The sequence below is a fragment of the Streptomyces sp. NPDC030798 genome (assembly GCF_055572275.1).
The window spans coordinates 137,196-157,126 of sequence record NZ_JBVIDR010000008.1 but is presented as its reverse complement, the minus strand read 5'-3'; the positions used below and the strand labels follow the sequence as shown (position 1 = coordinate 157,126).

16 protein-coding genes are annotated in these 19,931 nt (G+C 72.5%); 7 read left to right on the top strand and 9 right to left on the bottom strand.

Translation table 11 applies throughout. The features are described 5' to 3' along the window. Positions 1 to 115: 115 nt before the first annotated feature. The 4 genes from ACZ404_RS19945 to ACZ404_RS19930 all read left to right on the top strand — a co-directional run bounded on the left by ACZ404_RS19945 (position 116) and on the right by ACZ404_RS19930 (position 5,493). Positions 116 to 880: a polysaccharide deacetylase family protein gene (locus ACZ404_RS19945; protein WP_468441638.1), complete on the top strand. Its 765-nt coding sequence runs from the start codon at positions 116 to 118 to the stop codon at positions 878 to 880. Between the two features lie 194 nt (positions 881 to 1,074). After that, the gene (locus ACZ404_RS19940) at positions 1,075 to 2,274 is read left to right on the top strand and encodes an EfeM/EfeO family lipoprotein (protein WP_468442012.1); all 1,200 of its coding nucleotides are present in this window, start codon (positions 1,075 to 1,077) and stop codon (positions 2,272 to 2,274) included. Beyond that, positions 2,271 to 3,500, top strand: coding sequence for an iron uptake transporter deferrochelatase/peroxidase subunit (gene efeB / locus ACZ404_RS19935; protein ID WP_468441636.1), 1,230 nt, complete (start codon positions 2,271 to 2,273; stop codon positions 3,498 to 3,500). The genes ACZ404_RS19940 and efeB overlap by 4 nt, the downstream gene beginning before the upstream one ends. Positions 3,501 to 3,678: 178 nt before the next feature. Beyond that, the gene (locus ACZ404_RS19930; RefSeq protein ID WP_468441634.1) at positions 3,679 to 5,493 is read left to right on the top strand and encodes a phospholipase C; all 1,815 of its coding nucleotides are present in this window, start codon (positions 3,679 to 3,681) and stop codon (positions 5,491 to 5,493) included. A 67-nt stretch (positions 5,494 to 5,560) separates the two neighbouring features. On the opposite strand, the gene ACZ404_RS19925 is transcribed toward ACZ404_RS19930, so the two are convergent. Genes ACZ404_RS19925 through ACZ404_RS19905 form a run of 5 tightly spaced genes read right to left on the bottom strand, consistent with a single transcriptional unit; the run spans position 5,561 to position 12,360 of the window. Then, a complete protein-coding gene (locus ACZ404_RS19925; RefSeq protein ID WP_468441632.1) occupies positions 5,561 to 7,306 on the bottom strand; it encodes an RICIN domain-containing protein in 1,746 nt (581 codons plus the stop codon). 34 nt (positions 7,307 to 7,340) lie between these two features. Then, complete coding sequence (locus tag ACZ404_RS19920; protein ID WP_468441630.1) at positions 7,341 to 8,162, bottom strand: carbohydrate ABC transporter permease; 822 nt, start codon at positions 8,160 to 8,162, stop codon at positions 7,341 to 7,343. Then, positions 8,159 to 9,127 (bottom strand): carbohydrate ABC transporter permease, encoded by a 969-nt coding sequence (locus tag ACZ404_RS19915; protein ID WP_468441628.1) that lies wholly within the window; start codon positions 9,125 to 9,127, stop codon positions 8,159 to 8,161. Before ACZ404_RS19915 ends, ACZ404_RS19920 begins: the two co-directional genes overlap by 4 nt. 8 nt (positions 9,128 to 9,135) lie before the next feature. Next, positions 9,136 to 10,383, bottom strand: coding sequence for a sugar ABC transporter substrate-binding protein (locus ACZ404_RS19910; protein ID WP_468441626.1), 1,248 nt, complete (start codon positions 10,381 to 10,383; stop codon positions 9,136 to 9,138). Positions 10,384 to 10,416: 33 nt separating this feature from the next. Next, entirely contained in the window at positions 10,417 to 12,360 is a 1,944-nt protein-coding gene (locus ACZ404_RS19905) for a glycoside hydrolase family 127 protein (RefSeq protein WP_468441624.1), read from the bottom strand. A 288-nt stretch (positions 12,361 to 12,648) separates the two neighbouring features. Between ACZ404_RS19905 and ACZ404_RS19900 the strand changes: the two genes are divergently transcribed. Continuing rightward, on the top strand, positions 12,649 to 13,674 hold the full coding sequence (locus ACZ404_RS19900) for a LacI family DNA-binding transcriptional regulator (protein ID WP_468441622.1): 1,026 nt from the start codon (positions 12,649 to 12,651) through the stop codon (positions 13,672 to 13,674). A gap of 129 nt (positions 13,675 to 13,803) precedes the next feature. After that, complete coding sequence (locus ACZ404_RS19895; RefSeq protein ID WP_468441620.1) at positions 13,804 to 14,805, top strand: phosphotransferase; 1,002 nt, start codon at positions 13,804 to 13,806, stop codon at positions 14,803 to 14,805. A gap of 104 nt (positions 14,806 to 14,909) precedes the next feature. Here ACZ404_RS19895 and ACZ404_RS19890 read toward each other — a convergent pair whose 3' ends face one another. Next, on the bottom strand, positions 14,910 to 15,683 hold the full coding sequence (locus ACZ404_RS19890) for a VOC family protein (RefSeq protein ID WP_468441618.1): 774 nt from the start codon (positions 15,681 to 15,683) through the stop codon (positions 14,910 to 14,912). 407 nt (positions 15,684 to 16,090) lie between these two features. Here ACZ404_RS19890 and ACZ404_RS19885 point away from each other — a divergent pair, with 407 nt between their 5' ends. After that, the gene (locus ACZ404_RS19885) at positions 16,091 to 17,644 is read left to right on the top strand and encodes a N,N-dimethylformamidase beta subunit family domain-containing protein (RefSeq protein ID WP_468441616.1); all 1,554 of its coding nucleotides are present in this window, start codon (positions 16,091 to 16,093) and stop codon (positions 17,642 to 17,644) included. A 3-nt stretch (positions 17,645 to 17,647) separates the two neighbouring features. Here ACZ404_RS19885 and ACZ404_RS19880 read toward each other — a convergent pair whose 3' ends face one another. The 3 genes from ACZ404_RS19880 to ACZ404_RS19870 all read right to left on the bottom strand — a co-directional run bounded on the left by ACZ404_RS19880 (position 17,648) and on the right by ACZ404_RS19870 (position 19,900). Continuing rightward, complete coding sequence (locus ACZ404_RS19880) at positions 17,648 to 18,538, bottom strand: SDR family oxidoreductase (protein ID WP_468441614.1); 891 nt, start codon at positions 18,536 to 18,538, stop codon at positions 17,648 to 17,650. Positions 18,539 to 18,647: 109 nt separating this feature from the next. Then, positions 18,648 to 18,911 carry a hypothetical protein gene (locus ACZ404_RS19875; RefSeq protein WP_468441612.1) on the bottom strand — a complete coding sequence of 88 codons (264 nt, stop codon included), beginning with the start codon at positions 18,909 to 18,911 and terminating at the stop codon, positions 18,648 to 18,650. A gap of 65 nt (positions 18,912 to 18,976) precedes the next feature. Beyond that, positions 18,977 to 19,900: a hypothetical protein gene (locus ACZ404_RS19870; protein ID WP_468441610.1), complete on the bottom strand. Its 924-nt coding sequence runs from the start codon at positions 19,898 to 19,900 to the stop codon at positions 18,977 to 18,979. Between the last annotated feature and the right edge of the window lie 31 nt (positions 19,901 to 19,931).

The window sequence follows — 19,931 nt, the reverse complement described above, 5'->3', positions numbered from 1 at the left end:
TCGCAGGATCACCGCGGAATTGTCCGTGATCGGTAACAGAGGGATCCCCCGGCCGTCCCCGCCCGTCCTGACAGATGCACGGGGACCGATCGACACGGCGAGGAACGGGGCGGACATGGCACGGCACGGCGGGCGGGGATGGTACGGCCGGGTGGTCGCGGCGGCGCTCGGGGTGACGGCCGTGGCGGCCGCCACCTCGGTGTGGACCGCGCAGGCCGGTCCCGTCGGCGGGCACCACCAGGCGGCGGCCCGCCCCGCCGCCCCCAAGGCGGCGCCCGTGTCCGCCACGATCGTCCACGCCTCCGACCACGGCGCCCACGCGGTCAACATCACCATCGACGACGGCCCCGACCCGACCTGGACCCCGCAGGTGCTGCAGGTGCTGCGTGAGAACGGCGTGAAGGCCACGTTCTGCATGGTCGGCCCCCAGGCGCAGGCGCACCCCGACCTGGTCAAGCAGGTGGTGGCCGCGGGGCACCGGCTGTGCGACCACACGGTGTCGCACGACACCACCATGGACACCAAGTCCCAGGCCTACCAGTCGCAGCAGATCCTCGACGCCGAGCGGCAGATCACCAAGGCGTCCGGGGGCGTACGGCCCCTGTACTACCGGGCTCCGGGCGGCGCGTTCACGCCGTACAGCCGGCACCTCGCGGCCCGCCACGGCATGCGGCCGCTCGGCTGGAACGTCGACTCCAAGGACTTCGAGCGGCCTGGCACGGCGGCCATCGTCGCCACCGTCAAGAGCGAGCTGTCCAACGGCCCGACGCTGCTCTTCCACGACGCCGGCGGCGACCGCTCCCAGACCGTGGCCGCGCTGCGCACCCTGCTGCCGTGGCTGAAGCAGCAGGGCTACTCCTTCGGTTTCCCGGTCCGCTGAACGAAGGGCCGTACGGAAACGGGCGGTCGGACCGGAGTGCGGCGCAATGCCAGGTGAACATGGGGGGAATTCCGGTCAACGCGGGGCCCGGACGGGTGTGCGGGTGCACATGACTGTCTAGCATGAGGCCGTCCGTTCGGCGGGTGCGCGGCCGCGCGGACAGCCGCGTCACCTCGCTGCCGGAAAGGCTCGCCATGCCGTTGCCCCGCCTGGGCGTGCGGTCCGTCCCGGGCCGCCTGGCCGGCATGCTGCTCTTCGCCCTCGCCCTGGTGCTGGGCGGAAGCCTGCTGGCGCTCTCGCTCGGCGGCGGCCGCGACGACGGTGGACGGGAGCGCTCGGTCGTCGTCGAGGTCTCCCCCAGCCACTGCGGCCGGGGCTGGACCCGGCCGGTGCCCGGGGTGCAGACCTTCGACCTGCACAACACCTCCGACCGGGCCGCCGAGGTCTATCTCGAGGATCCGCTGAGCCAGGTGGTGTACGGCGAGGTGGAGGGCGTCGGACCGGGCACGACACGGCAGTTGACGGTCCGGCTGGGCACGGGGACGTACGCCTTCACCTGCGTGCCCGAGGACGCCGACGCCGTCACCGGACCCCGGGTGCGCGTCACGTCGGGGCGGCGCGGACCGGGGGCGGCCCCGGTCACCGAGCACGATCTGATCCCGCCGGTCCTCGCCTACCAGAAGTGGGTCGGCGGCGGGCTGGACGAGGTGGTCCGGCTGACGGGCAGGCTGCGGCGGGCGATCGACCGCGGCGACCTCGCCGGTGCCCGGGCCGCCTGGCTGCCGGCCCACCTGCAGTACGAGCGGCTGGGGGCGGCCTACGACGCCTTCGGGGACGCGGCCGCACGGATCGACGGCACGGACGCGGGACTGCCCGGCGGCGTGCACGACCCGGATTTCGCCGGGTTCCACCGCGTCGAGTACGGCCTGTGGCACGGGGAGCCGGCCGGCCGGCTGCGCGCCCCGGCGGCGGCGCTGGCCAAGGCCGTCACCGGACTGCGCGACAGCTGGGCGGAGACCCGTATGGACCCGGCCCAACTCGGCCTGCGCGCACACGAGATTCTGGAGGACACCGTCCGGCTGGAGCTGACCGGCCGCACCGACTACGGCAGCGGCAGCACCCTCGCCACCGCCCGCGCCAACCTCGACGGCACCCGCGCGGTGCTCGCCCGGCTGCGCCCCCTGCTCCGCACCCGGTATCCGCAACTGGCGGATCTGGACGAACAGTTGGACCGCGCGCAGCACATTCTGGACGGCTTCCGCGACGGCGAGCGGTGGACCCCCCTCGACCGGCTGACCCTCGCCCAGCGGGAGCGGACCGACTCGGTCGTCGGTGACCTGGTGGAGCGGCTGGCGTCGGTGGCGGCCCTGTGCGATCCGCGGAGGACGGCGTGAGCGCGGCGGAGCAGCCCGGCGGGGTGGGGCGGCGCGGGTTCCTGCGCGGAGCGGCGCTGGCGAGCGCCGGTCTGGCCGCGGGCGGTGCGGCGGCCCCGGCCGACGAACCGTCCTCCGGCGCACCGGCCATGGCTCCCTTCCACGGTGCGCATCAGGCGTCCGTGCTCGCCCTGCCGCGCCGCACCTGTGTGTTCGCGGCGCTGGACGTGACGGCGGACAGGCGTGCGGATCTGGCCGGGCTGCTGCGCACGCTCACCGACCGCGCGCGCTTCCTGACCTCGGGCGGCACGCCGTCCCCGGTGGGCATCACCGGTCCGCCCGCCGACTCCGGGGTCCTGGGCGACCGGGTGCCCTCCGGACAGCTCGCCGTGACGGTCGGCGTCGGCGCCTCGCTCTTCGACGACCGGTACGGCCTCGGCGCGCTGCGGCCCCGCCGGCTGACTCCGATGCCTTCCTTCCCGGACGACGACCTGCGGCCCGAGTGGTGCCACGGCGACCTCAGCCTCCAACTCCACGCCGACGACCCGGACACCGCCCTGCACGCGCTGCGGGACATCGCCCGGCACACCCGGGGCGGCCTGCAGATCCGCTGGCGGCTGGACGGCTTCAGCAGCCCGCCGCGGCCGTCCGGCACGCCGCGCAACCTGCTGGGCTTCAAGGACGGCATCGCCAATCCGGACGCCACCAGTGCCCACGAGATGGACCGACTGGTGTGGGTGGGCCGGGGAGCCGGCGAGCCGGACTGGGCGGTCGGCGGAAGCTACCAGGTCGTCCGGCTGATCCGGATGCTGGTCGAGTTCTGGGACCGGGTGTCGCTGAGCGAGCAGGAGCGCATGATCGGCCGCGCCAGGTTCTCCGGGGCGCCGCTGGACGGCGACCACGAGCACGACACGCCCCGGTACGCCGACGATCCCAAGGGCGACGTGATTCCGCTGGACGCGCACATCCGGCTCGCCAACCCCCGTACGGCGGCCTCGGCCGGCCGGCGGATCCTGCGCCGCGCCTACAACTACGACCGGGGCATGGACGCGGCCGGCAACCTCGACATGGGCCTGCTGTTCACCTGCTACCAGCGCGATGTGGCCCTGCAGTTCGAGGGCATCCAGCACCGCCTCGCGGGCGAGCCGCTCACCGACTACATCACGCCGTTCGGCGGAGGCTACTTCTTCGCGCTGCCCGGCGTGCGGGACGCCTCGGACTGGTACGGGCGCGCCCTGCTGACCTGAGCATCCGTACCGGCCGCCCGGTCCGCCACACGGGTCAACACACCGTCAAGTTTTGCCCCGGGATCCATGACGGGGAGTTCACTCCTGCGTCACCATGTCTCCGCCGACGCGCCCCGCGCCGGGAGCAGCATCCGTGCTCGTACGACGCACCGACGTTCCAGTCCGGAGGGTGACCGCCATGGCCAGCAGAGGAAGAAGAGCGGCGACCAGGAGCCTCGGGGTGCTCACCGCAGCCGCAGCGCTCACGGTCCTCGGCGGCGGGGCGCCCGGCTGGGCGGCGGCGCCCACCGGCCACCCCGGCGGGCACACCCCGACCGCGACGCCGATCCGGCACGTGGTCGTGCTGTTCGACGAGAACATCTCCTTCGACCACTACTTCGCCACCTACCCCAAGGCCGCCAACACCGACGGCACGAGGTTCACGGCGTCGAAGAAGACCCCGAAGAACATCGACACCCTGGCCCACGCCGGGCTGCTGGAGAAGAACCCCAACCAGTACGCGCCGAAGCGGCTCTCCCCCGCCCAGGCGATGACCTGCGACCAGAACCATTCGTACGGGCCCGAGCAGTACGCCTACAACGGCGGCAGGGCCGACCGGTTCGTGCAGAACACCGAGGTCGACAAGTGCAGCGGCGGCCTGTTCGGCGAGCCCGGCCTGGTCATGGACTACTACGACGGCAACACCGTCACCGGGCTGTGGAACTACGCCCAGCACTACGCCCTGTCCGACCGGTCCTACAGCTCGAACTACGGCCCCTCCACGCCCGGCGCGATCAACCTGGTCTCCGGCAACACGCACGGCGTGATCTCGGTGGACCCGAAGACCGGCGAACAGACGGCCACCCCCGACCCGTACGCGGTCAAGTCGCCCGACGCGAAGGGCGTCGGCACGATGATCAACGACCCCGATCCGGCCTTCGACGACTGCTCGAACAAGGACCACACCAGCAGCAACGCGCTCGCGGCCATGCAGGGCAGGAACATCGGTGACCTGTTGAACGCGAAGGACGTGACCTGGGGCTGGTTCCAGGGCGGCTTCCGGCCGTCGACCGCCTGGAACGGGACGTACGCCCGGTGCGACACCACGCACACCAACGTGGGCGGCGCCGCCGTCGTCGACTACAGCCCGCACCACAACCCGTTCGCGTACTACAAGTCCACCGCCAACCCGCACCACCTGCCGCCGAAGGACGTCGCCGAGATCGGCCACGGCGGGCAGGCCAACCACAACTACGACCTGACCGACTTCGACGCCGCCCTGAAGGCGGGGAAGCTGCCGGCGGTCAGCTTCCTGAAGGCCGGTTCCTATCAGGACGGCCACGCCGGGTACTCCGACCCGATCGACGAGCAGCACTTCCTCGTCCGGCAGATCAACGCCATCCAGAGCTCCCCGCAGTGGCGCTCCACGGCCGTCGTCATCGCCTACGACGACTCCGACGGCTGGTACGACCACGCCTACGTCGCTCCCCGCAACGGCTCCACGGACACCGCCCCCGGCTCCAACGGCCAGGCCACCGACAGCCCCGCCTGCCAGAAGGGCCCGAAGGCGGCCGGCGGCTACGCCGACCGGTGCGGCCCGGGCACCCGCCAGCCGCTGCTGGTCATCTCGCCGTACAGCAAGGTCAACAAGGTCGACCACACGCTGACCGACCAGGCGTCGATCACCCGGTTCATCGAGGACAACTGGCACACCGGCCGCATCGGTGACCACTCCTTCGACGCCACGGCCGGCTCCCTCGGCGGCATGTTCGACTTCCGGCACCCGAACAACCGGCAGGTGCTGCTGAACCGGGACGGTTCGGTGAGGTCCGTGGGCCCGATCCGGCACGTCGCCGCGGTGACCACGCACCTCACGCCCGGTCCGGCGATGCAGAACACCGCCGCCGAGACCTCGGGCGTCCCGGCCCTGCCGGCCGGGCTCGGCGCGGGCGCCCTGCTCGCGGCCGGCGCCACCGGCACCTACCTGACGCTGCGCCGCAGGCGGCGGGCCTGACCGGCACCGCCGCCCGCGAGGACGCCCCCGGCCGACATCCGGGGGCGTCCTCGTACCTGAGCGGGCCTCAGCGCGAGGTCAGCCTCCACAGGTGGTCGGCGGTGCCGTTGTCGGACCACTGCAGGACCTGGGCGCCGGAGGCGGTGCTCATGGAGTCGACGCCCAACAGCAGACCGCTGTTGTAGTTGGCGATCTTGTAGTAGCCGTCGCCGGAGGGGATGAGCTGCCAGAGATGGTCGTCGGTGCCGTTGTCACCCCAGATCAGGGCGGTGCCGCCGTTGCTGGTGCCCATGTTCTGGATGCCGAGCAGCATGCCGCCGGCCTGCTGAACGATCTTGTACAGGCCTCGCCCGGCGGACACGAGGGTCCAGTTCTGGTCGGTGCCGGTGGTGGAGGACGCCTGGACGACGGACGTGCCCTGTGCGGAGCCGGCGTTCTTGGTGTCCAGGGCCAGGCCGCTGTTCTTGTTGGTGATCTGGTAGCGCCCGGCCAGCGAGCCGGACGTGCCGCTCGGGGTGACCACGATGTGGTAGCCGTCGGTGGCGTTCATCGTCACCGGGACGGTGATCGAGCCGCCTGAGACGGTGTAGTCGGTGTCGGAGATGGTGATCGGCCCGGACACCGCCGTCGTGCGGCCCTTCGAGGGCGTGTACTCCAGCTTGACGTGAACCGTACTGCCGAACGACGACAGGGAGTTCAAACCGTTGACGGTCACCGCGCAGGAGCCGGTGCAGCCGCCCGCGATGACGCTGATCTGGTTGCGGGAGCCGTTGAGGGAGGCCAGGCCGTCGATGCCGGTCTGCGCCGGGGGCGTGGTGACGAGCATGGTGCCGGACATGTCGCCGTACCACTTGTACGCCCAGTAGGAGCCGTTGGGCGAGCCGCCGGTGTCGGTGAGGGTGTCGCCGAGGGTGCCGTAGTGGTTCCAGAAGGCCAGTTCGGCGTCGCGGACGCCGGCCCGTTCGAACTTGGCGGCGTAGCCGATCAGCGGCCCGGGCACGCCGACCTCGCTCGGGGTGCCGTACTCCTCGATGTCGATCGGGCGCGGGCTGAGCCCGAGGCTGGACTCCAGGGCGCGGTAGTCGGCGACGTGGGAGGCGATGTTCGCGCTGGTCTGCAGCTCGTGCCAGGCGATGACGTCGGGGACGGCGTTGTTCGCGAGGGCGTCCTGGAGGAACGTCTGCATCTTGGCGCGGGTGTACGTCGCGAAGCTCGGACCCTGGATCGGGGTGGTGGCGTCCTTGGAGCGGATCTCCTTGTACGTGGTGCTCCAAGCGGTGTCGAAGGGACCGGCCTTGGCGGTGTCCCAGTTTGCGTCGGGCTCGTTCCAGATGGCCCACGCGGAGATGTTGGTGACGCCCGAGGACTGCACGGCGGCGATCTGCTTGTCCACGGCGGACAGCCAGTCACTCATGCTGACCCACTTGTAGGGGAAGTCCGGGTACCAGTCCGGCATCCGTGCGACCACCTTGGCGCCCGCGCGGGCCGCCTTCGGTGCCACGACGAGGGCGTCACCGGCGGGCCTGGGCTCGCCGTTGGGCAGCTGGGAGCCGCCCGGCGCCATCTGTACAAAGGTGTTCGGCTTCAGCGCGGTGACCAGGCTGTCCGCGGGGGTGCTGTCGTCGGCGAGGCCGTAGAGGCTGCCGGTGCCGACGTGGGTGACCGGGCGGAGCGTCTGGTTCGCGTTCACCACCAGGGTGGTCGTGGAGGTGGGGGACGCCTGGGCCGGGGTGGCGGTGGCGAGGCCGGCGGCGGCGAGAGCGGCGGCGCCGAGGGCTGCCGTCAGGCGTGCGTGTCCGAGGTTGCGGCTCATGAAGGGGTCTCCTCGAAGGAGGGAAGGGGGAAGGTCAGTCCTTCACCGCGCCCGCGGTCACACCCGCGGCCACGTAGCGCTGGGCGAGGACCAGCAGGACGGCTGCCGGGACGGAGGCGACGACGGCGGTGGCCATGATCGCGTTCCACTCCTGGTTGTTGTTGCCGATGTACTTGTAGATGCCGAGGGTGATCGGCCTCAGGTCGCCGCCGCCGTCGAGGGTGTTGGCGAAGACGAAGTCGGACCAGGCCCACAGGAAGCTGAAGAGCGAGACCGTGACGATCGCGTTGCGGCTCACCGGAAGGACCACGGACCAGAAGGTGCGGAAGGCGCCGGCACCGTCGATGCGGGCGGCGGCGGTGAGTTCGCCCGGGATGCCGGACATGAACGCGGTGAAGATCATGACGCCGAACGGCACGGCGATGGTGGAGTCGGCCACGATCAGGCCCCACCAGGAGTTGAGCAGACCGAGGTCGAGGAAGATGCCGTAGAAGCCCATCGCCATGACGATGCCGGGGACCATCTGCGCGATCAGCAGGGCGAGGCTCAGCGCACCGCCGCCGCGCGGCCGCAGCTTGGCCAGGCTGTAGCCGGCCGGGGCGGCGATGACCAGGGTGAGCACGACCGTGCCGAGGCCGATCAGCAGGCTGGTGCCGAGGTAGGGCAACTGATCGTCGAGCACCGCCTTGTAGCCCTCGAAGGTGGGGTGCAGCGGGAACAGGTCGGGCGGGCTTTTGCGCATGTCCTGCTGCGGAGTGAGGGACACGTTCAGCATCCAGTACACCGGGAACAGCATCAGCGCCGTGAGCAGCAGGCCGGCGACGGTGCAGTGGGCGCGCCGCGCAGGGGACTTCATGCTTCCTGCCTCCTCTGGACGCGGACGTACAGCAGGCCGAAGACCAGGGCGATGAGGATGAGGATGTTGCCGACGGCCGCGCCGGGGCCGAACTTGGGCAGCAGGGTGCCGAAGCCCAGCTGGTACGACCAGGTCGCCAGGGTGGAGGAGGCGTCGCCGGGACCGCCCTTGGTCATGATCCAGATCAGGTCGAACACCTTGAGGGTGTAGACGAGGCCCAGCAGCAGCGTGATCGCGGACACCGGGCGCAGCAGCGGGAAGGTGATGCGCCGGAACTGCTGCCAGCCGCTCGCCCCGTCCAGCGAGGCCGCCTCGTACAGCTCCGCCGGGATGTTCTGCAGGCCGCTGTAGAGGATGACCAGGTTGAAGGGAATGCCGATCCAGATGTTGGCGACGACCACCGAGGTGAGCGCCCAGTCGGGCGAGGTGAGCCAGCCGACCGGGTCGACGCCGAAGAAGTGCAGGAAGTAGTTCACCACCCCGGACTCGCTGTTGAACATCCACGACCAGGTGGACGCCGACACGATCAGCGGCAGCAGCCACGGGATGAGGAACAGCGCCCGCAGCACGGTGGACAGGCGGAAGTGCCGGTTGAAGAAGACCGCGAGGGCGAGGCCGATGGTGTACTGGAAGACGATCGACACGAGGGTGAAGACCATGGTGTGGCGCATCGCCGGCCCGAACGTCGGATCGTCCAGCACGGTACGGAAGTTGTCCCAGCCGCTGAAGGGTGCGTCGCCCGACACGAACGAGCGGACGGTGTAGTCGCGCAGGCTCAGGTCGAGGTTGCGGTAGAGCGGATAGACGTAGAAGGCGGCGAGGTAGGCGACGAGCGGCGCGACGAAGGCGAACGCGGTCAGCCGGGTCCTGCGCCGCGTGCGGCGGCGCAGGGACCGGGTGCCGGTGCCGCTCGCCGACGCGGTGGCCTCGGCCCGCCGCGGGCGGTCGACCCGGGCGATGGTCATGGTGGTTCCTAGCCCTTCTGCGCGCCGGACTGGGCGGTGTCCAGGGCGGCCTGCGGGCTCTTGCTGCCGGACAGGGCGGCCTGGACGGCGGTCCACATCGGCTGCGAGATGGTCGGGTACTTGGTGCCCAGGCCGCCGCTGGTGCGCCCGCGCGCGGCGGCGACCGCCTTGACCCACGGCTTGAGCTTCGGATTCTGCTTCACCTGCTGGGCCTGCACGGCGGCCGTCGGGGCGACGTACGCCAGCGTGGTGTCCGTGGGCAGCAGGTTGGAGTCGCTGGTCAGGCAGGTGACGATCTTCTTGCTGACGTCGTAGCGTGAGGTGTCCTTCTGCACGGGCACGGTGACGAACTCCCCGCCCGTCGGCACCGGTGCCGCACCGCCGTTCTGCGTCGGGATGCTGATGACGCCGTAGCCGAAGCCGGCCTTCTCCGCGTTGCCGAGCTGCCAGGTGCCGTTCTCGCCGAAGGCGTAGTCGCCGGTGGCGAACTCCTGCCAGCTGGTGGTCTGCGTGTTCTGCAGCACGTCCTTGGGCGCGTACCCGGCGTCCACCCACTGCTTCCACAGGTTCAGCGCGGCGACGCCGTTGGCCGAGTTCAGCTTGGTCAGGTCGGCGCCGGCGCCCCAGAACCAGGGCAGGAACTGGAAGCTGCCCTCCTCGGTGTTGATCGCGGAGAAGGTGATGCCCTTCTTCCCGGCCGCCTTGACCTTCTTCAGCGCGGCGGTCAGCGAGGCCCAGTCCTTGATGGAGGCGGGGTCGACGTGAGCGGCGGACAGGACCTTCTTGTTGTAGTACAGGGCGAGCGTGTTGGCGCCGATCGGGACGCCGTAGGCGGACCCGTCGATGGTGCCGGCGCCGATGATGTTCTTCTGGATCGACTTGGTGTCGATGCCGAGGTCGCCGGTCTTGTTCAGGATGCCGGCCTCGACCAGCGTGGAGACGACCGGGTTGTCCACGAGCATGACGTCGGGCGCGTTGCCCTGCTGCGCGGCGAGCAGCGCCTTGTTGCCCAGATCCGTGGTGTCGTAGGCGGTGCGCTTCACCTTCACCCCGGCCTTGGTGCCGCAGGCGCCGACGAGCTTGCCCCAGGGCGAGGAGGCGTCGAACTGGGGGTAGGGGTCCCAGAAGGTGTACGTCCCCGAGGCGGCCCCGGACGCGGAGCCCGAGGAACCGGAGCCGCCTCCGCAGGCGGTGAGGGAGGCGAGGGTGCCGACGGCGGCGACCGCGGCCAGGAGGGAACGGCGGGTGGATATCACGGGGTGACCTCGTTGTCGTAGGCGGGGACGGGCTCAGGAGGTGGGCAGCCAGACGCGCATGCTGCCGTCGTCGCGGTTCGCCCAGGCGTAGTACGGGATGGCGGTCAGCTCGACGGGGTCGCCGTCCGCGCCGGAGGGGTCGTCGCCGGTGGGGTCGTCGCCGGTGGGGCGGTAGGGCCACCAACCCGGGTCGGGGATGCGGCGGCGGTGGCCGGCGGCGACGACGGTGGTGATGCCGCCCAGCAGGTCGGGGCGGTGCTTGACGGCGAGCGGCCGGGTGGTGTCGAGGACGATGTCGTCCAGGCCGCCGCCGGGGTGGTCGGTCTGCTCCAGGCAGTGCACCAGGGGGCCGCGCTCGATGGCGACGCAGCCCCGTACGGCGTCCACGCGCGGGTCGGCGGCGGTGAGCCGGGGCTCGAGGTCGAGTTCCAGGACGACCTGGTCGCCGGGGGCCCAGGTGCGGTGCAACCGCAGCCAGCCGTCAGCGACCGGGGCGTCGGTGTGGTCGTGGCTGTCGCCGGCGCAGCGCACCCGGAAGGTGCGGCACCACTGCGGGATGCGCAGCGAGAGCGTCCAGGGGCGGTCGCCGGGAGTCTCCTCGACGGTGAGGGCGATGGCGCCGTGCCAGGGGTAGTCCGTCTCGGCGCTGACGCGGATGCCGTCGGTGCCGTAGCCGCCGGTGACGTACTGGTGGATCTGCAGGCCCTGGTCGTCGCTGCTGGACAGGTAGTGTTCGAGGCCGGCCAGCAGGCGCATGACGTTGGGCGGGCAGCAGGCGCAGCGGAACCAGCGGGTGCGGCGGGCCGACTGGTCGCCGCCGGGGTCGGTGTGGCCGTCGCGGACCTGGAGCGGGTTGACGTAGAGCCAGCGTTCGCCGTCGAGGGAGACGCCGGCCAGGAAGCCGTTGTAGAGGGTGCGCTCGATCAGGTCGCTGTAGCGGGCCGCGCCGGTGAGCAGGGCCAGGCGCCAGCTCCACTGGATGGAGGCGATGGCGGCGCAGGTCTCGCAGTAGGCGCGCTCGTTCGGCAGCTCGTACGGGTCGCCGAAGTCCTCCCGGTCGTGGTGGGCGCCGAGGCCGCCGGTGACGTGGGTCTTGGTCGTGGTCATGGCCTGCCACAACCGCTCGCCCGCGGCCCGCAGTTCGCCGTCGCCGGTCTCGGTCGCCAGGTCCGCCGCCGCGGCCAGCAGATACAGCTGCCGTACGGCGTGTCCCTCGACGTCGGTGGCCTCACGCACGGGGACGCGGTCCTGGCAGTAGGCCTCGTGGCCGAGCAGGCCGTGACCGTGGCGGTCGACGAAATAGGCGGCGAGGTCGAGGTAGCGCTGCTCGCCGGTCTCCCGGTACAGCTCGACCAGGGCGGTCTCCACCTCGGGGTGGCCGTCGATGCCGTCGAGGGGCTTGCCGCTGCCGGGCGGTCCGAAGACGGAGTCGATGTGGTCGGCGAACTTCACGGCCACGTCCAGGAGTTCACCCCGGCCGGTGGCCCGGTGGTGGGCGACGGCGGCCTGGATCAGATGCCCGGCGCAGTACAGCTCGTGGCCCCAGCGCAGGTCCTCGTAGCGCTTGCCGTCCTCCTTGAGCTGGAACCACGTGTTGAGGTAGCCGTCGGGCCGCTGGGCGGCGGCGACGAGGGCGATGATGCGGTCCGTCTCGGCGGCGAGGGAGGCGTCGTTGTCCTGGGCGAGTTGCCAGGCGGCCGCCTCGAGCCACTTGTAGACGTCGGTGTCGACGAACGGGTAGGCGCCCTGGAACTCGCCCTCGGTCGTTCCGGCCGCCAGCCGCAGGTTGTGCAGGTTGCCCGCGGACTCCAGCAGATCCGGGCCCTGCGGGAGCGAGACGCGGGCGTTGGTCTCGCGGCGTGCGTGCCAGAAGCCGGCCTCGATGGCCGCGGCCTCCGGGCGCAGCGCGGCACGGGCGTCCGTGCCGAGGCGGACCGGGCCGGCGGCGGAGGGCAGGGATGAGCGGGTGCGGTGCATGGCTCTCCGGGGTGGGTGACAGGACGGGACCGTGCTGCGGAACCGAGGGTGTTCGATACCTCGAACGTCGGTCGGAGACTCAAGGGCAAAGCAGCGACGCTTTTTGAGCAACCGTTTTCTCGCCGAGAAGTACAGGGCAGCCATGAGCCCCGGTCAAGAGTCGTGGCAGTACTTTTTCAACCTGACCCTCGGGGCTGGAACTTCCGCGCCTTCGCTGCCACGATGTGTGGCGTCGCCCTCCCAGGGGGTGGACGGCATCGTCGAGGACATCGAGGAAAAGGTTTGCGCGTGGCCTCTGTTTCCGACTCATCCACCGCCGGCCGGGCCCGGCTCGCCGACGTGGCCGCGCTCGCGGGCGTCAGCGTGGGCACGGCGTCGAAGGCGCTGAGCGGCTCCGGGCGGATGCGCCCCGAGACCCGGCAGCGGGTGCTGGACGCGGTGGAGGCACTCGGATTCCGCCCCAACCAGCACGCCCAGAGCCTGCACAGCGGCCGCAGCTGGACGGTCGGCCTGATGACGACCGACGGCATCGGCCGGTTCAGCACCCCGGTGCTGCTCGGCGCGGAGGACGCGCTCGGCGCCGGGAAGATCTCGGTGCTGCTGTGCGACACGCGCGGCGACGCCATCCGGGAGCAGCACCATCTGCGCACCCTGACCGACCGTCGGGTCGACGGCATCATCGTCGCCGGCCGCCGCACCGATCCGCGCCCGCCGCTGACCGGGATCGACCCGTCGATCCCCGTGGTCTACGCGCTCGCCCCGTCCACCGACCCCGGCGCCGCCGCCGTCGTCACCGACGACCGCGGCGGCGCCCGTCTCGCGATCGAGCACCTGCTCGCCACCGGCCGCGCCCGGATCGCACACGTCACCGGCCCGGAGCACCACCAGGCGGCCCGCGACCGCGCCCGCCACGCGGTCGAGCACCTGGCGGCCGCGGGGCGGGAACCGGCCACCGGGCGGGTCCACTTCGGCGAGTGGAGCGAGGCCTGGGGGCGGCGCGCCGCCGACGCGGTGCTGCGCACGGCACCGGACACGGACGCCTTCTTCTGCGGCAACGACCAGATCGCCCGGGGAGTGGCGGACGCCCTGCGGGAGAGGGGCCGCAGTGTGCCCGGGGACATCGCCGTCGTCGGCTACGACAACTGGGACACGATGGCGCTGGCCTGCCGGCCGCCGCTGACCACCATCGACATGAACCTCACCGAGATCGGCCGGATCGCGGCGCTGCGCCTGCTGGAGGCGATCGAGGCGGAGGCACCGGCGCCGGGCACGCACACGGTTCCGTGCCGGCTGGTGGTGCGGGAGTCGAGCTGAGCCCCCTGGGCATCCGGCCGCGGCCTCGGGCCACCCGCCGCACGCTCGGTGGGGAGAAGAGCCTGACGACCCCGGACAGCACCCGTAAAACCGCTGGCCGGATGCAGTAGGGGCTGCTGGGATGGCGCGATGCGCAATGATCTGACGGTGACCGTGGACCGGGGGCGGTACGAGGACACGGTCACACCCTGGGAGCAGGAGAGCTGGCGCAGCGCGGTGCTCGGCTGGGTGGAGGACGGGCTCACCGCGCGGGGGCTGCGGATGGCCGGGCCGGTGTGGGTGCGGCTGCGGCCCTGGTCGGTGCTGGTGCGGGTGGACGTGGCCGGAGGGGAGGCCGCCTGGTTCAAGGCGAACCCGCCGGCCAGCGGCTTCGAGGGCGCGCTGACCGCCGCGCTGGCCCGCTGGGTGCCGGACCAGGTCCTGGCGCCGCTCGCGGTCGACACCGAGCGCCGCTGGCTGCTGCTGCCGGACGGGGGCGCGCTGTTCCGTGACGTCCTCGAGCGGACGAGCGTCGAGCCCTGCGCCTGGGAGAGCCTGCTGCGCCAGTACGCGCACCTGCAGCACGCGGTCACCGCGCACACCCCGGAGATCGAGCGGCTGGGCGTACCGAGCGCTCGGACCGGCGAACTCCCGGCGCTGTTCGACGAGTTGCTCGCCGGCAACCAGGCTCTGCGGGGCGCGGGACGGGCACGGCTCGCCCAGCTCCGGCCCCGCCTCGTGGACTGGTGCGCCGAGCTCGCCGCCCTGGGCGTCGCCGACTCGCTCGACCACGCCGATCTGCACGAGGGCCAGTTGTTCATCCCGGAGCCCGGCCGGTACACCTTCTTCGACTGGGGCGACGCCGTCGTCTCCCACCCGTTCTGCAGCCTGCGGGTCCCGGCGCGCAGGGCGGCCGACCGGTACGGGCCCGGCGTCCTGCCCCGGCTGCGCGACGCGTACCTCGAACCCTGGACGGGCAGCGGCCGTACCGCCGCCGAACTCCGGCGCGCGGTACGCCTCGCCTGGCGCCTGAGCGCCCTGGGGCGCGCCCGCGCCTGGGGGCGCCTGTTCCCGGCCGCGGCCGCGGCCACACCGCTGGCGGAACAGAGCGCGGCCTCGTTGCTGGAACTCCTGGAGGAACCTCCGCTGTAGGCCGTCGTACCCGGCGCGGCGGCAGGATGCTCCGGGGGTACGGCGGCCGGCGCGCGGCCTGCCGCACCCCGTCGGATGACGCACCGGGGGGCGTGGGCCGGCCGTCAGGTGCGGCGGGGGTTCGGCTTGAGCACGGCGAACGCGGCCTGGCCCGGGTCCGCCAGCCAGGCGATGCGTCCGACGTCCGGCACGTCCGTGGCGGGCATGATCACCGTGCCGCCGTTGTCCCGCGCCCGGGCGACGAGGGCGTCCGCGTCCGCCACGGCGAAGTACGGCACCCACCGCGCGCCCTCCTGCTCGCCCTGGAGCGCGGCGATGCCGCCGAAGGACGCCTGCTGCTGGTCGCCCTCCTTGACGCTGAGGACGCGGTACGTCATGCCGGGGGCCGTCATCGCGGCGGAGCGCCAGCCGAACAGCCCGTGGTAGAAGCCGACGGCCGCCTCAGGGTCGCCGGTGTGCAGCTCCACCCACACCAGCGTGTTGTCCTCGGACGTCCTCTCCAGGCCCTGCGCCGACTGCAGCACGGCGAACTGGGCACCCTGGGGGTCGGTGAACTGGGCCATCCAGATGTCGTCCATGTTCAGGGGCCCACTGCGCACGCTGCCGCCCCCGGCGACGACGTCCCGGGCGGTGGCCTGCACGTCGTCGCTGCGGAAGTACGTCATCCAGGCCGACCTGGCGCCCTGCTCGGTCAGCCGGCCGAGGGCGGCGACAGTGCTGCCGTCCTTCTGGAAGAAGCCGTAGCCGCCCGCTTCGGGGCCGGCGGGGACGAGCTGCCAGCCGAAGACGGCACCGTAGAAGGCGGCGGCCGCCTCCGTGTCGGGGGCGGCGAGGTCGATCCAGAACGGCGACCCGGTGCGGAAATCGGTGCCGAGCATGCGGGTCCTCCTGCTGGTGCGGTGCGCGGACGCCCGCCACTATGCCGATCCCGGGCGCCGGGACGGCTCGCCCGGGCCCGCAGGGGCGAGGGATTCACCCCCGGTCGGCCGACGCGTCACCCGTCCGGCACAGTCCCGGGTCCGGCCCTGGGGCCTGTCTGACCATGCGCGTCGTTGCCCGAAGGGCGGTCGCGCGGCGTCAGGTGCGTGCTCTCGGCGTGCCGGCCCCAGGCCCTCGGTGCGGCGAGAGTGCGTGCATGGCGTCGGGCGACGGACGGGAATGGTCAGACAGGCCCTGGGCCCCGTCTCGGGCCGGACCGGCCGGGGAGCGGCGTCGTCGCCCGGGCGCGCACGGGGTTGCGGCGTGTCGGGAGGGTCGGGAGCCTGGCGAGGGACGAGGAGGCGCGATGACCCCAGCACCGCTGAGCCCGGACGACCCGACCCGCCGGCGGTTCCTGGCCCTGTGCGCGGGCGCGGGACTCGGCACCGCGGCCGCCTGCACGCCCGCGCCGCCGCAGGCGCACCCGCACCGCGACCGGCAGCTCCTGCCCGAGGCCGAGCGGGACGCGCCGGGCACCGCCGACTGGCGGGTCCGCTCGGCGGGGCCGCCGGACGCGGTGTGCGGCTACACCGACCGGGTCAGCGTGACCCCGGGCGAGCCGTGTGCCCTGCACGTGTCGACCACCGCCGACTCGTTCCGTGTCTCGGCGTTCCGCGTCGGCTGGTACGGCGGCGCGCAGGCCCGCCGCGTCTGGGCCTCGCCCCGCATACCCGGCCGGGCCCGGCCCGGCCCGCGGCTGCTGCCGGACACCCGCACCGTGCGCGCCGACTGGCCCGCCACACTGAGCCTGGACACCGCCGGCTGGCCGGAGGGCGCCTACCTGCTGCGGCTGGAGTCGGACACCGGGCACCAGCGGTACGTCCCGCTGATCGTGCGCTCGGCCCGGGGCGCGGGCCGCACGGTCCTGCTGCACGCGCCGGCCACCTGGCAGGCGTACAACCGCTGGGGCGGCTACAGCCTCTATGCCGGTTCCTCGGGCGCGTACGCCACCCGGTCGCTGGCGGTCAGCTTCGACCGCCCCTACGACGGCAGCGGTGCGGAGAAGTTCCTGGTCTACGAGCGGGCGCTGGTCGTCCTGGCCGAGCGTCTGGGCGTCCCGCTCGCCTACACCACCGGCGTGGACGTGCACCGGGACCCCTCGGTGCTGCGGGGCGCGAACGCCGTCGTCTGCCTGGGCCACGACGAGTACTGGACGCCCGAGCAGCGTGCGTACGTCACCCGGGCGCGGGACGCGGGCACGAACATCGCCTTCCTCGGCGCCAACACCTGCTTCCGCCGGGTCCGGCTGGAGGACGGGGAGCGCGCGGGGGGCCGTACGGTGGTCTGCTACAAGACCTCCTACCGCGCCGACCCCGCCTACGCGACCGATCCGGCGCTGGTGACCACCGACTACCGTGAGCCGCCCGCCCCCGACCCGGAGTCCTCGCTCACCGGCGTCCTGTACGAGGGGTATCCCGTCGACGCCCCCTATGTCGTTCGGGCGGCCGACCACTGGCTGTACGAGGGCACCGGCGTGCGCTCCGGCGACTCCTTCGCCCATCTGGTCGGGGTCGAGTACGACCGCGTCACCCCCGCCTTCCCCACCCCCGGTCCCCTGGAGATCACCGCCCACTCCCCCGTCGTGTGCGCGGGCCGCCCCAGTCACAGCGACTCGGCGTACTACACGGCCGCGGGCGGCGCCGGGGTGTTCGCGACCGGCACCATGCGCTGGGTGGAGGGCCTGCTGGCCGGCACGGGTGAGCTGGGCCGCGACCACCGCATGGACGGCCGGACCCGGGCGTTCGTCACCCGCACCACGGAGAACCTGCTGCGCGCGTTCGCCCGGGGTCCGGCGGCACACCACGCGCCGGCGCCCCGCGCGAACGTGGCGCGGGTGTACGGCGGCAGCGGCGCGGCCTGAGCCTCAGGGCAGCGGGGTGCCGCCGGTCGCGTTGAGGATCTCCCCGGTGATGAAGCTCGCCTGGTCGGAGGCGAGATAGACGTAGGCCGGGGCGAGTTCGGCGGGCTGGGCGGGGCGGCCGAGCGGACTCTGCTTGCCGAACTCGGCGGTGTCGGGCAGGGTCGCCGGGATCAGCGGCGTCCACACCGGGCCCGGCGCGACCGCGTTCACGCGGATGCCGCGCTCGGCGACCATCTGGGCCAGCCCGTGGGTGAAGGTGACGATCGCGCCCTTGGTCGTCGCGTAGTCCAGCAGGTGCGGGCTGGGCTTGTACGCCTGCACCGACGTGGTGTTGATGACGCTGCCGCCGGCCGGGATGTGCGGCAGGGCGAACTTGGTCAGCCAGAACATGCCGTACAGGTTCGTCCGCAGCACCCGGTCGAACTGCTCGGTGCTGATCGCCTCGATGCCGTCGGGCTGGGACATCTGGTAGGCCGCGTTGTTGACGAGGACGTCGATGCGGCCGAACTCGTCGAGCGCCCGCTCGATCAGGGCGCGGCAGTTGCTCTCCTCCCGGATGTCGCAGGACACGGCGACCGCCTTGCGGCCCGCCTCCTCGACGAGGCGGGAGGTCTCGCGTGCCTCGTCCTCCTCCTCGGCGAGGTGGGTGAACAGCACGTCGGCGCCCTCGCGGGCGAAGGCGAGGGCCACGGCCCGGCCGATGCCGGAGTCCCCTCCGGTGATCACGGTCTTCAGCCCGTCGAGGCGGGCGGCGCCGCGGTAGGAGTCCTCGCCGTGGTCGGGCGGCGGGTCCATCGGACCGGTCCAGCCCGGGTGCGGCTGGTCCTGGGAGGGGAAGTCGGGGCGGGCGTGTCGCGTGGTGGGGTCGGGCTGGGAGCCGTGCCGGTCGGTCACGTCGGCCTCCGTCGTCTCGGGTGCGGGACAGCCGACCGGGTTCCCGCGACGGGCGGCCCGAAAAGCGCACCCGGCCGTCCGCGCAATCGTCGGCCGTCCACCGGCCCCGTCAGGCCGTCGAGGCCTGCTGTCCCGGGGACCGCAGGCGGTCGCGGCGGGCGTTGTTGTAGGCCCGCAGCAGGTGCTTGGCCACGGCGCAGGGCGTGGCGTCTGCGTGGCACTGGCGGCAGGTCCGCAGGTGCTGCTCGTAGGTGAGGCGCGCGTTCTCGAAGGCGTCGTCGGCGAAGGACATGGTCATCTCCGGGCAGGTGTGCGCCGCTCGGGAGTGCGGCGCCGAGTTGACTGACTGGTACACCCGGAACAAGATGATCATGTTACTTGCGGTACTGGGAAACCGACGGGGAGACCACCGGTCGGTGGCCTCCCCGCACGGTGCGGTCAGGAACGGCGTGCGCGGCTGGTGACGTACACCGTTCCCGCGCCCAGGAGCAGCACCAGTGCCGCTCCCCCGGCGAGCAGGCCGACGGGAGCGCTCGCGCCCGTCTCCGCGAGCGGCGGCTTGCTCCCGCTCGGCGTCGGGCTCGGCGGGGCCGAGTGCAGCGGCGGGACGTCCGGGGTGGTCGGCGGAGTCGTCGACGGCTTGGGGGGCTTCGGAGAGGTCGGCGGGGTGTGCCCGGCAGGCGGCTTGCTGTGCTCCGGCGTCGTGGGCGTGGCCGGGGTGGACGGCGTCGGCGACGTCGGCTGCGACGGGCTCGGGCTGTCCGGGGTACTGGGGGCGCACGGCTTCTCGCCGCCGTTCCAGGCGGCGATCAGGTGGTACGGCGTGATGACGTTGTCCGGCTCGTAGGGCAGCGGTCCGTGCCCCTCGCCGGTCTTGCCGTCGTAGCTGACGTCGTCGCCGTAGAGGTCGATCTGGCCGTAGCAGTCGGGGGACTTCACGGTCAGCTTCTGCCAGGTCCGGCCGGAGTCGTCCTGGCCGGCGACGTCCTTGGCGGTGAGGTAGACCGTGGCCTTGTCCACCAGGGTCTGGTGGCCGGAGGTGTACCAGTTCGGACCCTCGGTGGTGTACTCGGCCAGGGAGACGGGGTACTTGCAGCCGTCCCCGACGGTCTGCCCCGGGGCGAGCCGGACCTGGACGGTGCCGGGGACGGTGTCCCACTGGTGGAATCCGCCCTGGGAGGTCCAGTCTGCGCCGACGGGCTTTCCGTCGGCGTCGACGATGCGGTACTGGACCGTGGCGGACTGGCACCCTCCGTCCGGGGTGGCGCTCGCCGTACCGGCCGCGAGCAGCGGTGCGGCGGCTCCCGCGAGGGCGGTCGCGGCGAGGACGGCGAGGGTTCTGGCTGGTTGCGAGCGCGACAAAATGAGCCTCTGTTCAAGGATGTGGGAGGTG